The 16,685-nt window shown below is 31.1% G+C and carries 17 protein-coding genes; 16 read left to right on the top strand and 1 reads right to left on the bottom strand.

The window, feature by feature from the left end; all coding sequences use genetic code 11:
• Window positions 1–5: 5 nt before the first annotated feature.
• Window positions 6–1,301 carry a diaminopimelate decarboxylase gene (gene lysA, locus TICRE_RS08630; RefSeq protein WP_075727153.1) on the top strand — a complete coding sequence of 432 codons (1,296 nt, stop codon included), beginning with the start codon at window positions 6–8 and terminating at the stop codon, window positions 1,299–1,301.
• A gap of 53 nt (window positions 1,302–1,354) precedes the next feature.
• On the opposite strand, the gene aroF is transcribed toward lysA, so the two are convergent.
• The gene (gene aroF / locus TICRE_RS08625) at window positions 1,355–2,356 is read right to left on the bottom strand and encodes a 3-deoxy-7-phosphoheptulonate synthase (RefSeq protein WP_075727151.1); all 1,002 of its coding nucleotides are present in this window, start codon (window positions 2,354–2,356) and stop codon (window positions 1,355–1,357) included.
• A 534-nt stretch (window positions 2,357–2,890) separates the two neighbouring features.
• Here aroF and aroB point away from each other — a divergent pair.
• The 15 genes from aroB to TICRE_RS08550 all read left to right on the top strand — a co-directional run bounded on the left by aroB (window position 2,891) and on the right by TICRE_RS08550 (window position 16,664).
• A complete protein-coding gene (gene aroB / locus TICRE_RS08620; RefSeq protein WP_075727149.1) occupies window positions 2,891–3,937 on the top strand; it encodes a 3-dehydroquinate synthase in 1,047 nt (348 codons plus the stop codon).
• Window positions 3,931–4,446 carry a shikimate kinase gene (locus tag TICRE_RS08615; RefSeq protein ID WP_075727147.1) on the top strand — a complete coding sequence of 172 codons (516 nt, stop codon included), beginning with the start codon at window positions 3,931–3,933 and terminating at the stop codon, window positions 4,444–4,446. Before aroB ends, TICRE_RS08615 begins: the two co-directional genes overlap by 7 nt.
• A 73-nt stretch (window positions 4,447–4,519) precedes the next feature.
• Window positions 4,520–5,365, top strand: coding sequence for a prephenate dehydrogenase (locus TICRE_RS08610; RefSeq protein ID WP_075727145.1), 846 nt, complete (start codon window positions 4,520–4,522; stop codon window positions 5,363–5,365).
• Window positions 5,366–5,377: 12 nt separating this feature from the next.
• A complete protein-coding gene (gene aroA, locus TICRE_RS08605; protein WP_075727143.1) occupies window positions 5,378–6,658 on the top strand; it encodes a 3-phosphoshikimate 1-carboxyvinyltransferase in 1,281 nt (426 codons plus the stop codon).
• A complete protein-coding gene (aroC, locus tag TICRE_RS08600; protein ID WP_075727141.1) occupies window positions 6,639–7,745 on the top strand; it encodes a chorismate synthase in 1,107 nt (368 codons plus the stop codon). Before aroA ends, aroC begins: the two co-directional genes overlap by 20 nt.
• Window positions 7,723–8,811, top strand: coding sequence for a prephenate dehydratase (gene pheA / locus TICRE_RS08595; protein WP_075727139.1), 1,089 nt, complete (start codon window positions 7,723–7,725; stop codon window positions 8,809–8,811). Before aroC ends, pheA begins: the two co-directional genes overlap by 23 nt.
• A gap of 26 nt (window positions 8,812–8,837) precedes the next feature.
• Window positions 8,838–9,698, top strand: a complete 861-nt coding sequence (locus tag TICRE_RS08590) for a shikimate dehydrogenase (RefSeq protein ID WP_075727137.1) — start codon at window positions 8,838–8,840, stop codon at window positions 9,696–9,698.
• A gap of 5 nt (window positions 9,699–9,703) precedes the next feature.
• Window positions 9,704–10,453, top strand: a complete 750-nt coding sequence (gene aroD, locus TICRE_RS08585) for a type I 3-dehydroquinate dehydratase (protein ID WP_075727135.1) — start codon at window positions 9,704–9,706, stop codon at window positions 10,451–10,453.
• Window positions 10,454–10,531: 78 nt separating this feature from the next.
• Window positions 10,532–11,203: an ABC transporter permease gene (locus TICRE_RS08580; protein ID WP_075727133.1), complete on the top strand. Its 672-nt coding sequence runs from the start codon at window positions 10,532–10,534 to the stop codon at window positions 11,201–11,203.
• Window positions 11,196–12,119, top strand: coding sequence for a glycine betaine ABC transporter substrate-binding protein (locus TICRE_RS08575; protein WP_075727131.1), 924 nt, complete (start codon window positions 11,196–11,198; stop codon window positions 12,117–12,119). Before TICRE_RS08580 ends, TICRE_RS08575 begins: the two co-directional genes overlap by 8 nt.
• On the top strand, window positions 12,116–12,817 hold the full coding sequence (locus TICRE_RS08570; protein WP_075727129.1) for an ABC transporter ATP-binding protein: 702 nt from the start codon (window positions 12,116–12,118) through the stop codon (window positions 12,815–12,817). Before TICRE_RS08575 ends, TICRE_RS08570 begins: the two co-directional genes overlap by 4 nt.
• A 35-nt stretch (window positions 12,818–12,852) precedes the next feature.
• Entirely contained in the window at window positions 12,853–13,212 is a 360-nt protein-coding gene (locus tag TICRE_RS08565) for a CBS domain-containing protein (protein ID WP_075727127.1), read from the top strand.
• Between the two features lie 18 nt (window positions 13,213–13,230).
• The gene (locus TICRE_RS08560; RefSeq protein ID WP_075727125.1) at window positions 13,231–14,400 is read left to right on the top strand and encodes a cation diffusion facilitator family transporter; all 1,170 of its coding nucleotides are present in this window, start codon (window positions 13,231–13,233) and stop codon (window positions 14,398–14,400) included.
• A 47-nt stretch (window positions 14,401–14,447) separates the two neighbouring features.
• Complete coding sequence (locus TICRE_RS08555) at window positions 14,448–16,214, top strand: methyl-accepting chemotaxis protein (RefSeq protein WP_158016496.1); 1,767 nt, start codon at window positions 14,448–14,450, stop codon at window positions 16,212–16,214.
• 63 nt (window positions 16,215–16,277) lie between these two features.
• On the top strand, window positions 16,278–16,664 hold the full coding sequence (locus TICRE_RS08550; protein ID WP_075727121.1) for a hypothetical protein: 387 nt from the start codon (window positions 16,278–16,280) through the stop codon (window positions 16,662–16,664).
• The last annotated feature ends 21 nt before the right edge of the window (window positions 16,665–16,685 follow it).

The raw sequence follows: 16,685 nt of genomic DNA, 5'->3' as shown, positions 1-16,685 counted from the left end.
AACTGATGATATGTGATAATATACGGATAAATGAAGATGGAAACCTTACATTTGCAGGCCTAGATACTATAGACCTTGCTAAAAAGTATGGGACACCACTTTATTTAATGGATGAAGATAAAATAAGAGAAAATTGTAATATCTACAAAGATGCACTGAAAAAATATTTTGGTGATAGCGCCCGTGTTCTATATGCGAGCAAGGCCGCAGCTTTTAAAAGGTTATATGAAATTATTGATGATGAAGATATGGGTATAGATGTTGTTTCATCAGGTGAAATATATACTGCTATAAAAGCTGGTGTATCACTTCAAAATGCTTACTTTCATGGAAACAATAAGACTGATTTTGATATAAAATATGCAATAGAAAATAAAATTGGATATTTCGTAGTTGATAATATTGAAGAACTAGATGCGATTGAAAAAGAATCATCTAGACAATGTATAATACAAAAGATACTTTTAAGATTAACTCCAGGAATTGATGTTCATACTTATGAAGCTGTTAATACTGGTAAAGTTGATTCAAAGTTTGGTACAGCTATTGAAACTGGCCAAGCAGAAAAAATGGTTGAATATACATTGGGCTTAAAAAATATAGAGCTTTGTGGTTTTCATTCTCATATAGGCTCACAAGTTTTTAACTCAGATAATTATCTAAACGGTTCTGAAAAAATGCTCGATTTTATTGCAGATATAAAGTCAAAACTTGGATATGAAACGAAAGTACTCAATATTGGTGGTGGATATGGAGTAAGATATACCCAAGATGATCCTATAATAGATATAGATGCAAATATTAAGAAGGTTTCAGAATTTATTAAAAAAAAGGTTAAAACTCTTTCAATCAATATGCCTCAAATCATTATGGAGCCTGGTAGAAGTATTGTAGGTGATAGTGGAATGACACTATATACCGTTGGAACAGTAAAGACAATCACCGGTTATAAAAGCTATGTATCAGTAGATGGTGGAATGACTGATAACCCAAGGTATGCATTATATCAATCACCTTATACAGTTATGATTGCAAATAAGGCAAGAGAAAAGGAAGATTTTAAATACTCGGTGGTCGGTAGATGTTGTGAAAGTGGAGATATAATACAAGAAGATGTGATGATGCCTAAGGCAAAGCGTGGAGATATTGTTGCCGTTTTAACAACTGGGGCATACAATTATTCTATGGCATCAAACTATAATAGGATTACTCGCCCACCAGTTGTAATGATAAAGGATAAAAAGGATTATCTAGCAGTTAGAAGGGAAAGCTTTGAAGATTTAGTTAGAAATGATATATAAGATTATGGACATGGAGATAATTTCTATGTCCATAATCTTATATTTATTTATATTTACAATGCATTAGCTATTTTTTCGATTTCACGCATAAGATGTTCGAACTTTTCAGGTTTTAATGACTGTGCCCCGTCTGAAACAGCTAGTTCTGGTTGGTGATGTACCTCTATCATAAGAGCATCTGCTCCACAGGCAACAGCGGCTTTAGAAAGTGGTTCTATCATAGACCATCTTCCGGCTGCGTGACTTGGATCAATTAAAATAGGTAGATGACTAAGTTCTTTAATTGCTGGAACAGCACTTATATCAAGTGTATTTCTAGTGTATGTTTCAAAGGTTCTAATGCCCCTTTCACAAAGAATAACATTATTATTGCCCTTTGACATAATGTATTCTGCTGACATTAAAAGCTCTTCAATAGTTGCACATAACCCTCTCTTTAGTAAGATAGGTCTATTACTTTTTCCAGCTCTTTTTAATAAGGAGAAGTTTTGCATATTTCTAGCACCTATTTGAAGTATATCTGCATATTCCTCTACCACATCAAAATTTACTTCATCCATTATTTCTGTAACTATTGGTAAACCAGTAACTTCCTTTGCCTTTTTAAGTAATTTTAGGCCCTCTTCTTCCATTCCTTGGAAACTGTATGGTGAAGTTCTAGGCTTGTAAGCGCCTCCTCTAAGCATATGAGCGCCAGATGATTTAACAGCTTTAGCTATAGTCATAAGTTGTTCTTCACTTTCCACAGAACAAGGTCCTGCTATTACACAAGTGTTTCCTCCGCCTATTTTTACGCCATCTACATCGATTATAGTATCCTCTGGATGGAAAGCTCTACCAGCTAATTTAAATGGATGTTGTACTATAAGAAGTTTTTCTACATAATCATTTGCCTCTATTTGGCTTGGATTAATCTTTCTAGTATCCCCTACTAATCCCAAGATGCAATGATCTTTGCCTTGAACCTTGTGAACCTCACAACCTAAACTCATCATTTTCTTTTGGATTTTTTCAATTACCTCTGTGGGTGCATTTTGCTTCATAACTATAACCATTATAATTCCTCCTTTTATTTTTAAAACAAATTTAGAATAAAAAAAAGAGGCCTCTAACTAAGAGACCTCTTTAACTAATCGTTAAAACGGGTTGGTAATAAACTATACTGTTAAGTATGATTTACTATTAAAATTTCTTAGGAAGATCTGTTTAAAACTATTATATTTGCATGAAAAATAACCGTAGCCATAAAAATAAAAGCTAAAGTAAAAGTTAAAATAATAGTTGTTAAATATACAAATCTTTTTAGAGTTTTTCATAGCAATCACCTTTCTATAATTTAAAGTTTTCCTAATTTCTAATATTTTATGCAAGTAGATAAATATTTGTGTATCCTAAAACTTTGTTAAAACAAATTATAAACTAATTAAAAGATAAAGTCAAGAGAAATTTTCAAACTATTTTAAACAATTCGATTCATTTAGGACTTTAAAGTAGATTAGTATAAAAAATCACTTGACAGTTAACTTAATATTCGCTAAAGTATTGTATAATTTAATAAAATAAAGATCGATATAAGGAGATAATAGAGTATGGAGAAAGTATTTATAGATTTAGATAAAAAAAGTTATTTTATACATATAGAAAAGTCGATTTTAAACTCTATTTCAGACTATATAGGAAATGCCGATAAGTGGATGATTATAACGGACAAAAATGTGGATTGTCTCTATGGAGAAAAAGTTTTAGGGGGATTAAAAGGAAAAGAGATCCATAAGTTTATAATAGAGCCTGGTGAGCGAAGTAAAACTTTTTCAACGGTAGAAAAGATTTTAAATAGAATGATAGAAAAGGGACTCACTAGAAAATCTAAAATCATTGCCCTAGGTGGAGGGGTAGTAGGAGATATTGCAGGATTTTGTGCTTCTATCTATATGAGGGGAATATCATTTATACAGATTCCCACTACATTATTAGCTCAAGTAGACAGTAGCGTTGGAGGAAAAACCGGTGTAAATATGATACTAGGTAAAAATATGGTGGGGAGTTTTTATCAGCCTGAAGCCGTTATTATAGATACCGATACACTTAATACTTTGCCAAAAAAAGAATTGATAAGTGGTATGGGGGAGATTGTAAAATATGGAGTTATATGGGATTATGACTTTTTAAACCTTATAGAAGAAAACCTAGAAAACATATTGAACTTAGAAGAGGTGATAATGAAAAAAATAATTAAAAAATGTTGTGAAATTAAAGCAGAAGTTGTATCTAAAGATGAAAGAGAATTGGGGATTAGAAAGATATTAAACTTTGGGCATACCATAGGGCATGCACTTGAATCTACAACAGCTTATAAGAGATATACTCATGGAGAAGCGGTACTTATAGGCATGTATTACGAAGCTCTTATGGCAAAAGGTTATGGATATATAGAAGATGAATACTTTAAAGAGATAGAAAATATTATAAAGAGTCTAGGTGTTTCTCTAGATATAGAAGAATTTTCAAACGACTCTTTAATAGAATCTATGATGAAGGATAAAAAAAACAAAGATGGAAAAATATCATTTATCCTTCCAAAGAAAAAAGGTGTTGTTAAAGAAGTACTCTTAAATAGGGGAGAGATCTTATGGTAGATTATAGTATTGTATTGATAGGTTTTATGGGAACTGGTAAGAGTACTGTAGCTAAGGTTTTATCTAAGCAATTAAATTTAGAGCTTATAGATACAGATAAATCTATAGAGAAAAAAACAGGACTAACTATATCTGAAATATTTGAAAAGTATGGGGAAAAAGGATTTAGAGATATAGAAACAGATATAATCAAGGATTTAAAGGATAAAAAAGAAAAGATTATATCTTGTGGTGGGGGCGTCTGCTTAAGAGATGAAAATATAAAAAACCTAAAAACTAACCATAGGGTTATACTCCTAGAAGCTTCAGCTAGAGTAATCTTAGAAAGAATAAAGGATGATGATACTAGACCTATTTTAAAGGATAAAACAGATATAGAGAGTGTAGAGATGATTATGAAGAGGAGAAAAGCTTCTTATCAAAAGTGTGCTGATTTAATAATAGATACTGATGAAAAATCTGTTGAGAAGATAGTAGATGAAATTATAGAAAAGTTAAATATAAAGTAAAAATATACAAAGTAATTAAGACTCAAAAAGAGTCTTTTTTCTAAATAAAGATAAGTCTTAAGGAGGTAAGATATTGCTAGAAAAATTAAATATAACAATAGTAGGTCTTGGTTTAGTAGGTGGCTCTTTTGCCAAGGCTTTAAAAGCTCTAAATCCCCAAAACATATGGGCAATAGATATAGATAAAGAATCGCTACAAAAGGGTGAAGAAATGGGGATTATAGATCGGGGATACGAAGAGCCTGAAGAACCCTTAAAGAGTTCAGATCTAGTTATAATTTGCCTATATCCAGAACTAGTTAAAAGGTTTGTATATGAAAATATAGAGAATTTTAAACCAGGAGCTATAATCACAGATGTAACAGGAATTAAAAATGGACTGGTAGAAGAGATAAATAAGATCTTACCCCAAAGTATAGATTTTGTATTTGGCCATCCTATGGCGGGGCGTGAGAAAAAGGGATTAGAATACTCATCAAGCGAAGTATTTCAAGGAGCAAATTACATAATCACCCCCAACTCTAGAAACCAAAAATCTAGTATTGATCTAATAGAAGATATTGCTAGAAATATAGGTTTTAAAAGGGTAATTAAAATAGATCCTCAAAAACATGATGAAGTAATAGCTTTTACAAGTCAGCTTCCTCACATAATAGCAGTAGCACTAGTTAATAGTGATGATTTAAATGTAGATACAGGCTCAGTTGTAGGAGATAGCTATAGGGAACTTACTAGAATAGCTCAGATAAATGAGAAACTTTGGTCAGAACTTTTTATAGGAAATAAAGAAAATTTACTCCAAAAAATCGAAGTTTTCCAGGAGAAGTTGGACTTACTTAAAAAAGCTATACTAGAAGAAGAAAAAGAGGTATTAGAAGAAGAATTTAAAAAATCAAGCATAAGAAGAAAAAACCTTTAGGAGATGATAAAAATGAATTGTGTAAAGATAAATCCAGGTAAATTAGAAGGAGAAATAAATATTCCTCCATCAAAGAGTCTTTCCCATAGAGCTATAATATGCGCAGCTCTAAGCAGAGAAGAAAGCAATATAGATAATATAGTTTTTTCTGATGATATCCATGCAACTTGTGAAGCTATGAGAAAACTTGGAGCTAGTATAGAAAAGACATCAGAGACGAGTTTAAAAATAAAGGGAAGTTTTCCATTAAAATTAAAAGAAGAAGAGATCGACTGTAAAGAGTCTGGTTCTACTCTTAGGTTTTTAATTCCCATCTCACTTTTAGCCGAGGGAAAAGCTACATTTAAGGGAAGGGGTAAACTTGTAAGTCGCCCATTAGAATCATATTATAATATATTTGACGAGCAGGGGATAAAGTATAAAAATGATGATGGTAATCTACCACTCGAATTAGAAGGCAATATAAATTCGGGAGAATTTAAATTAGAGGGAGATATAAGTTCGCAGTTCATAACTGGACTTATGTTTACACTTCCACTTTTAAATGGTGATTCAAAGATAATAATGCAAAGCGAACTAGAATCAAAGGGTTATGTCGATTTAACTATAGATATCTTAGATAAATTTGGAGTAAAAGTAATAAATAATGAATATAAAGAATTTATTATAAAAGGCGGTCAAGAGTATAAGGCCTATGATTACAAAGTAGAAGGTGACTTTTCTCAAGCAGCTTTTTGGCTTGTTGGAGGAATACTTGGAGAAAAGATAGATTGTAGAGATCTAGATCCAAAATCACTTCAAGGTGATAAGGCTATACTACATCTAATTAAAGAAATGGGTGGAAATTTAAATCTAGAAGGTTCATCATTTATAGCAAAAAAATCAAATACAAAAGGGATAATAATAGACGCCTCCGAGTGGCCTGATATAGTTCCTATATTAACTGTACTTGCAGCTTTAAGCCAAGGTGAAACAAAGATAATAAATGCAGCAAGACTTAGAATCAAAGAATCCGACAGACTAAAGGCCATATCCACGGAATTAAATAAACTAGGAGCAGATGTACAAGAATTAGAAGATGGACTTGTCATAATGGGTAAAAAGAATCTAACAGGAGGCACGGTAGACAGCTGGAACGACCATAGAATAGCTATGGCACTTGCCATTGCAAGTATAAAGAGCAAGGGAGAAATAACAATTACAAATAGTGATGTGGTTAAAAAGTCATATCCTCATTTTTGGGAAGACTTTAAAAGCTTAGGGGGCGATATAGATGAGTTCAACATGGGGTAATAATATAAAGCTTTCACTCTTTGGAGAATCTCATGGAGGGGCTATAGGAATAAATATAGATGGACTTCCCTCTGGAATTTCTTTAAATTTAGAAGAGATAAAGATAGAGATGAAAAGGCGCGCTCCAGGACAGGATAAGACAGCTACTAGTAGAAAAGAAAAAGATGAATTTGAAATACTTAGTGGATATTTTAATGATAAGACAACTGGAACACCACTTTCTATAATGATAAGAAATACAAATACCCAGTCAAAAGATTATGATAAGACAAAAGATTTTGCTAGACCAGGTCATGCTGATTTTACAGGTAGAAAAAGATACCTTGGAAATAATGACTATAGAGGTGGAGGACATTTTTCAGGTAGACTAACAGCTCCTATAGTGTTTGCAGGAGCTATTGCAAAACAAATCTTGAGCTCTGAAGGAGTAATAGTTGGAAGTCATATAAAAAGTATTGGAGAGATAGAAGATAATAGTTTTGATCCCACTAAAGTTTCTCCTAGACTATTAGAATTTTTAAAGGTTAAAAAACTACCAACTATAGATGACAATAAATCAGTTGAAATGGAAAAAACTATCTTACGAGCAAAAGAAGAAGGCGACTCAGTTGGGGGGGTTATAGAACTTGCAGTTATAAATCCAATGGCTGGACTGGGTAGTCCATTTTTCGATTCAGTAGAAAGTCATTTGTCTCATATGATATTTTCTATTCCTGGTGTAAAGGGGATTGAGTTTGGTAAGGGATTTGATATAACAAAGATGAGGGGTTCAAAAGCTAACGATGAGATGTATATGGAAGGGGAAGAGGTCAAGACCTATACAAATAACAATGGTGGTATACTTGGAGGTATTTCAAGTGGTATGCCTATTATCTTTAGGGTAGCCTTAAAACCAACAGCTTCCATTGCTAAGAGTCAAAGGACTATAGATATGTTCAAAAACAAAGATGCTAAAATAGAGATAGTTGGAAGACACGATCCTTGTATAGTTGTTAGAGCGGTTCCAGTATTAGAAGCGGCTACAGCTATAGTAATATTAGACTTATTGATGGAGATGAAAAAATATGACGGATTTAAAAGAGCTTAGGGGAAAAATAGATGATATAGATAGAAAAATAGTTGAACTATTTCAAGAGCGAATGGAAATTGTATCAGGAGTTGCAAAGTACAAAAAGGAAAAAGGACTTCCAGTATTAAATAGTATTAGAGAAGGAGAGTTAATAGAAAAAAATATAAATTATCTAAAAAATAAAGAATTAACACCATATCTTAAAGAGTTTTATATTAAACTTATGGACTTGAGCAAAGACTATCAAAGACTACAAATAGATAAGGCTAAAGAAGGTATAAATGTCTGCTTTCAAGGCACAACGGGTTCCTATAGTCAAGAGGCTCTCTTTGAATATTTTGGAAGCGATGCAACTAGCTATCCAGTTAAAGAGTTTGAAGATGTATTTAAAAAGTTAAAAGATGACAATATATCCTATGGTGTTCTTCCCATTGAAAATTCTTCTACCGGTGCTATAAATGAAGTCTATGATCTTTTGAGAAAATATGGATTATATATAGTTGGAAATATGACACTAAAAATAAACCACAATCTAATGGCTATAGAAGGGGCTAAACTTGAAGATATAAAAACTGTTTATTCTCATCCACAAGCTTTTAAACAATGCAGTGAGTTTCTCAAAGATAAGGGTTTAGAACTTATTGGCTATCACAATACTGCTGTAAGTGCAGAACTAGTATCAGAAAAGAAAGATAAGACTATGGCAGCTATAGGAAGTAAAAAGGCAGCAGAAGTAAATAATTTAAAGATAATAAAAAACAATATTAACAATGATGATAGCAATTATACAAGATTTATAATAATAGGTAAAACACTTGAAACATCTGATATAAACGATGCTATAAGTATAGTATTTTCAAGCCCAAATAAAGTAGGAGCACTTTATGATAGTTTGGGAATCTTTAAAAAGAACAATTTAAATATGATAAGAATAGAATCAAGACCTGTAGTTGGAAAACCATGGGAATATTTCTTTTATATAGATTTTGAAGGGGATATAAATAACGAACATGTAAAAGAAGCTATAGACTATATTCAAAATAACAGCAGTTATTTTAAATTCCTCGGAAACTATAAAAAGTAAAGAATATCTTGAAAGGGTGAAAAAGGGTGAATAGTATCAGTGGCAGTACAAGACTTATTTCAATACTTGGTAATCCAGTAAAACACAGTAAATCTCCATCAATGCACAACAATTCCTTTGAAAAGCTCCATTTAGACTTTGCATATATGGCATTTGAAATAGAAGCGGGCAAGGTAGAAAAGGCGATAGAAGCTATGAAAACCTTAAAAGCAAAAGGTTTTAATATAACTATGCCCTACAAAGAAGAAGTGATGGAGTTTTTAGATGAAATAGATAGAGAAGCTAGGATAATAGGCAGCGTCAACACAGTCTTAAACGAGGGTGGAAAACTTATAGGTTACAATACAGATGGTAAGGGATTTGTAAAAGCTTTAGAAGAAAAAGGGGTAGTGTTTAAAGATAAAAAGATTGTAATAATAGGTGCAGGAGGGGCAGCTAGAGCCATAGCGGTTCAACTTGCCCTTGATACGGCTAAAGAAATTGTGATAGCAAATAGAACAATAGAAAATGCCAAAACTATAAGTGATATTATAAATAAAAATGTACCAAAAACCAAGGCTAGAAGTATAATCTTAGATGAAGAAAAGTTAAAAGAAGAGTTAAGAGATGCAAAGATACTTATAAATACTACATCTATTGGAATGAAGGAAACAATTGATAAAAGTGTTATAGAGAATACTAAAATTCTTCATAAAGATTTATTTGTAGCAGATATAATATATGATCCCCAAAAGACAAAACTTTTATCTCAAGCAGAAAATATAGGCTGTAAAACCATGAACGGTCTAGGTATGCTAGTATATCAAGGTGCAATAGCATTTAAAATATGGACAGGAATTGATATGCCTGAAAGTGTAATAGAAGATATGCTTTGTGAAAGTAGGTAAATAATGTGAAAACTATAAAGGTTAAAGATGTTATAATTGGAGAGGGTATACCTAAGATTGCAGTTTCCATTATTGGAACTACAATAGAAGAGATATTGGAGATCTTAGAGAATATAGATAGAGAAAAAGTTGATATAGTAGAATGGAGAGCAGACTATTTTGAAAGTGTATTCAATCCTAAAAGAGTACTAGAAACTTTAAAACTGATTAGAAAAAGCCTTATAGATATACCTATTATATTTACCCTTAGAACTTTGGATGAAGGCGGGGAAAAGAAAATAGATATAGACTACTATACTTTTTTAAATAAAGAGATTGCAGCTTCTGGTGATGCAGATTTGATAGATATACAAGTGTTTTTAAACAAAGAAAAAGTAATGGAGAACATAGAGAATATAAGTAAAGAAAATGTTTTTATAATAGGATCAAATCATGATTTTAATAAAACCCCCAAAAAAGAAGATATGATAAACCGATTAAAATTTATGGAAAGTCTAGGTGTTGATATCTTTAAACTAGCAGTTATGCCCTGTAGTCCAGCTGATGTTTTAGATTTATTATCAGTAACAGATACAATGAAAAAACTTACGAACAATCCAATAGTAACTATCTCTATGGGCAGTCTTGGCACTATAAGCAGAATATCTGGAGAAACATTTGGCTCTAGTATAACCTTTGGAGCTATAGGAAAGGTTTCTGCCCCTGGGCAAATCTCTGTAGAAAAATTATTTAATATACTTCAGTCTATCCACTAAGTTTTCTATAATATGTGGATATTTTCTTTATAGGGGTATAAATAAATTATTCATTTAGATATAGAGAGGAGAAGTGATATGAACCTTTTAAGAGAAGTAATAGATCAGTATATAAATCGGAGTGGGTTTTTCTTAGAAGCATTTATAGAACATATAGAACTATCAGCTATGGCTATAATTTTAGTGACACTAATAGGAGTACCAATTGGTATTATAATGAGCCGATATCCTAAGATTGCACCTCCAATACTTTCTTTTGTGAATTTTTTATGGACAATTCCAGTTATAGCATTCTTTGGTATAATGATATCTGTTTTAGGACTTAGTACACTAAATGCACTTTTTGCACTTCTGATATATGGACTTCTTCCAATAGTTAGAAACACATATGTTGGTATAATGGAAGTAGATAAATCTATTATAGAAGCTGGAAAGGGTATGGGAAGTACAAAATGGCAGCTACTCTTTCAAATAGAACTTCCACTAGCACTTCCAGTAATAATTGCAGGTTTTAGAAACATGGCAGTTATGACTATATCTTTTGCAGCTATAGCTTCATTTATAGGTGTAGGAGGACTTGGAAAAGCCATTTGGAGAGGTATAAGTTTAAACAATCTAAGTATGACTATAGCAGGAAGCATATTGATTGCAGCTCTTGCAATAGCTGTAGATTTAAGTCTTGGATATATTGAAAAAAGAGTCTTACTTAGAGTTCAAGGAAGAACTAAAGGGGGAATTGTAAATGAATAAGAAGATAATCTCTATATTTTTAGCACTAACACTCGTATTTTTAGTAGGATGCCAGACTGATAAGGGTACAAAACAAGATAATGGAGGTAAAACTGGGGAAAACAAGATAGTTATAGGAAGTAAACCCATGGCTGAGCAATATATATTGGTGGAGATTTTAGCTAGTCTTATAGAAGAAAATACTGATATTGAAGTAGAAAAAAAGCTTGGAATAGCAGGAGGAACTAGTAATCTTCATCCCGCTATAATTAAAGGTGATATAGACCTCTACCCTGAGTATTCGGGTACAGGATGGCTATTTGTTTTAAAAGAAGAGCTTATAAATGATCCAGAGAAATTATTTGATGAAACCAAGAAAAGATATGAAAAAGAGTATGACCTGATATGGTCAGAGCCCTATGGCTTTAACAACACATTTACACTAGCTATGAAAAAAACAAAGGCAGATGAGATGGGGATAGAAAACTTTTCAGAGCTTGGCGAAAAATCAAATAGTTTAAAATTTGGTGCAGAATATGACTTTTTTGAAAGAGATGATGGTTTTCCAGAGCTCTCTAAAAAATATAATTTAAATTTTAAAGATAAAAAAGAGTTAGATATAGCTCTAAAATATAAAGCCGTAGATTCGGGTGAAGTGGATGTAATAAATGCATTTTCAACTGACGGCCTCTTAAAAGAATATGAAATGAAAGTTTTAAAGGATGATAAAAACTTTTTTCCATCATATAAAGCAGCAACTATAGTTAGAAAAGAAACTCTACAAAAATATCCTGAGCTAGAAGGGGTCTTAGATAAAATGACAGGTCTTATCTTAGATGAAGATATGATAGAGATGAACCTTAAAGTAGAAAAAAACGGAGAAGATCCTAAAGATGTAGCAGAAGAATTTTTAAAGAAAAAGGGATTAAAAAAATGATAGAGATAAGTTTTAAAAATATAAAAAAAATCTACCCTGGAGAAAAAATAGCACTAGATGATTTAAATTTAGAGATAAAAAAAGGTGAATTCTTAACAGTTATAGGTCCCTCAGGATGCGGAAAGACTACACTTTTAAAGATGATAAATGGTCTAGTTATGCCAACCCAAGGAGAACTCTTAATACATGGAAAAAATATAAAAGATATAGATATAATAGCTTTAAGAAGAAAGATAGGCTATGTAATTCAGCAGATAGGACTATTTCCTCATCTAAATATAGAAAAAAACATCAGCTATGTTCTAAAGATAATGGGAGTAGAAGAAGATAAAAGAAGAAAAAGGGCAGAAGAGCTTTTAAGTCTTGTAGGTCTAGAAAAAGAGACTTTAGAAATGTATCCTAGAGAACTTAGTGGTGGTCAACAACAGAGAATAGGAGTTATAAGAGCCTTAGCTGCAGATCCTCCCATTATCCTTATGGATGAACCATTTGGTGCAATAGATGAGATAACTAGAAAGACACTACAAGATGAACTCTTAAAGTTGCAAGAGCGTCTTAAAAAGACAATAGTATTTATAACTCATGATATAGAAGAAGCTATGAAGCTTGGAGACCGCATAGCATTGATAAATAAAGGTAAACTAGAACAAATAGCTTCTTCAAAAGAAATGTTTTTAATCCTAGAACTCCTTTTGTAAAAGAGTTCTTTGGTAGAAAAAGTTTTTCTTCATTTATGAATACAACAAAAGTATTAGAGGGAATAGACAAAAACTATCCCTATATACTATTTGATAGAAATAATGATATAATAAAACTAAATGGTTCTAAACAAAAAATGGAAAAGATACCCGCAATAGATTCAGAAGGAGATTATCTTGGAATGATAACTTCTACTAAGGAAAATATAACTTTTAAAGATATAGAAAAATCACAATTTATAAGTTCTAATTTTCCTATGATGAAAGCAGTAGAGTTTCTTTTTAAGGAAGGTTTAAAAGTAGTTCCTATTGTAGATGATAATAATAATTATCTAGGGATGTTTTCTTTAGATAGGGGGTATAGAGAAATATTAAAAGGGTTAGAAAATAAATAAAAGTGAAGGAAAGATAAAATGACAAACTTTTTAATAAGACTTGTTACAAAGAATGAATCAAGCGATGAAAAAAGAAGACTTAAAATAGCTTATATGGCAAGTATAGTAGGTATAATTACAAATATAATTCTTTCGATCATAAAACTAATCATAGGTTTTATGATCTCTTCTATAGGGGTTATAGCAGATGGATTTAACAATGTGACAGATACATTATCATCTATTATAACTCTTGTAGGATTTAAACTATCTTCAATGCCTCCAGATAAGGAACATCCTTATGGACACGGAAGAATAGAATATATCTCAGGTCTTATGGTGGCATTTTTAGTTATGATTGTAGGTTTTCAATTTACAACATCTTCTTTTAAAGAGATTATAAATCCCACCCCTGTAGAATTTGAATTAGTATCATTTATAATAATCACCCTATCTATACTTTCTAAAATATGGCTTAGTTTTTTCAATAAAACTATTGCCAAAAAGATAAATTCTAAAAGCTTAAAAGCTGTATCAGTAGATGCATTAGGGGATGTACTTACAACAAGTGTGGTAGCTGTATCTTTGATTATAGGAAGGTTTACCACACTTCCAATAGATGGATTTATAGGAATTGTGGTATCCTTTTTAATAATATACAATGGATATAATCTAGTAAAAGAAACAATAAATCCCCTTATTGGAGAAGCCCCTTCTAAAGAACTGATTGAAGGAATCCAATCAGATGTTTTATCATATAAATACATAACTGGAGTTCATGATCTCCTTATACATTCATATGGTGAAAATAAGACTATAGCAGTTATAGATGCAGAGTTTCCAGCTAGTCTAGATATAGTAAAAGTATATGATGAGATAAGGATAGCAGAAAGAGAATTAGGAGAAAAGTATGAACTAACGCTTGTAATTCATATGGATCCATTAGTAGAAGAATCAGAAAAAAGATACAATATAAGAAAAGAAATAAAAGATATCTTAAAAGAAAATCCACTATATAAATCTATGCACGACTTTCATATATCACAATCATCGGGAGTAGAGATAATAGAATTTGACATGGTTATATATGGAGAAAAACTAAAAAAACAAGATATTGTAGAAGATATAAAGGAAAATACTCAAAAGAGGCTAAAAGAAAGATATCAAGATAAAAACTTTAATATAACACTAGATATAGATTACACTTAACCTACATAATTTTTATGTAGGTTTTTTTATACACCAAAGCTTGTCTTTTGAATATTATAGTAATAAATATAAAAAAGAAGGGTGAGGTAAATATGAGGTTTGGTGTAAGAAATAAAATGTTTATATCATTTGGTTTAATTGTACTGTTGATAATATCTTTTGGAGTGTATAGTTTAAATGTTATTAAAAGCTTAAAGGATATCTCTAATGAGATTATAGAACACTCCTTTAAAGGAATTGATCTTTCACATAAGATAAAAACAGATATAGCAGAATTTAGAGGGGGTCAATATCGTCATATTTCATTTGAAGATTTAAACCTTATGAAAGAAGTTGAACAAGAACTTAATGATAAAAAAGAAGAATTAAAAAAATTTATAAATGAATATAAAAAAACATTAGAAACAAAGCAAAGCAAAAAACTAATAGGCGATCTAGATAAAGATATAGATGAGTATCTGGATCTAAGTTCTGAAGTTTTAAGATTGAGTATTATTAATGAAGATGAAAAGGCAACAGAACTTATGTTAAAAGATTCTCTAAAAGAATATATTGAAATAATGGATAAAAGTGATAATTTAATTGTTTATAATGGCAAGATAGTAGAAGAAGGTTATCGTGAGATTGGCAATAAATTTAGAACATCTAGATTTATATCTTTAATATTTCTTTTAATTATTATCTTTATAAGTATTGCTTTAGCAGTTGTATTATCAAATAATATAAATAAAAGGTTATTAATGATGAAAAAATCATTAAATAGGTCAAAAGACTTAGACTTAAGCGTTGATAAAGAAACACTAGAAAATTTTAGAAAGTTTAAGAGTAAAGATGAAATAACAGATGCTGGAATATCTTATATTTCTATGACTAAAAACTTAAGAGAGATTGTTATAGATATAAAGGGGGCAGTTTCAAATGTAGATGAACATGCAAAAGATGTAGCCCAAAATATTGAGGAAGTAACAAGTACCTTTGAAGGGATAACAGAAGCCACAGAAGAACTTGCTAAAGGAGCTGGTACTCAGGCAAATGATGCAGAAGAGGCAGTTTATAAATTAAACCAACTTTCCCAAAACGTAGAAGGGGCAGTAGATAATTCAAAAGTAGTAGAAGAAGGAGTAAAAGAAATAGTAAGTGCAAATAAAGAAGGACAAATTGCGATAGAAAACTTAAAAGAAATAGGTGTAAAAAATATAGAAGCATTGGGAGAAGTCGTATCACAAATAGATATACTTGATAGAGAATCTTCTTCTATAGCAGGTATTACAGATACAATAAAAGAAATTGCAAATCAAACAAATCTTTTAGCACTTAATGCTATGATAGAAGCAGCAAGGGCTGGAGAAGATGGAAAGGGCTTTGCGGTTGTAGCCACAGAAATAAGAAAACTTGCAGAACAAGTAGAGGACAATATAGAAAATATAGAAAACACTATAAATGGTATAAATGGCGAAATCAATAAGACTAAAAAGATGATGGAAGATGCAGGAGGAGTTATAGGAGAGAGTCAAAAGGCTACAGATATGACTGAAGAGAAGTTTATAGTTATAGCTAATTCTATAACAACCATAGTAGATAGAATAGATGATCTATTGAAGAATATTGATGATATAGATAAAGATAAAGAAAAAGTTGCAGCTTCAATACAAAATATATCAGCTGTAACCGAAGAATCTAGTGCAGCTACTCAAGAAATAAGTGCATCACTTCAAGAACAAAGTGCTATAATGGAAGAGATACTAAATGCTGCCAAAGAGGTAGAAACAGTAGCAAGAGATACAAATGAAATATTAGATAGATTCACTATATAGATTGTTTTAAACAAGTAATTATGATAAAGTTAAATATAAAATAAAAACTAGGAGAATGATCTAATGAACTGGTTAAGAAAATTTATGTACGGAAGATATGGAGTAGATGCACTTAGCATGACTATAATAATATTTGGGTTTTTGATTTCGATATTTTCTCCTTATTTTAGGCCTTTATCTATAATCTCTACACTAATATTTATCTATGCCTATTATAGAGTGCTTTCAAAAGATATAAATAAGAGATACAGGGAAAACCAAAAGTTTTTAAAACTTATAAAACCTGTAACTACTAGATTTAAAAAGTTCAAGACGAGAAGTGAAGGCAGAAAAAGTTATAAGTACTTTAAATGTAAAAATTGTAAGCAAGAAATAAAGGTACCAAAAGGAAAGGGAAAAGTAAGAGTTACCTGTCCTAAATGTGGAGAAAAGACAATCAAAAAAAGCTAAGAGATTAAAAGTTTAAAACTT

This window comes from Tissierella creatinophila DSM 6911 (genome assembly GCF_001940565.1).
In the GTDB taxonomy this organism is placed as follows: domain Bacteria; phylum Bacillota; class Clostridia; order Tissierellales; family Tissierellaceae; genus Tissierella_A; species Tissierella_A creatinophila.
This window is presented reverse-complemented; position numbering and strand designations above follow the sequence as displayed.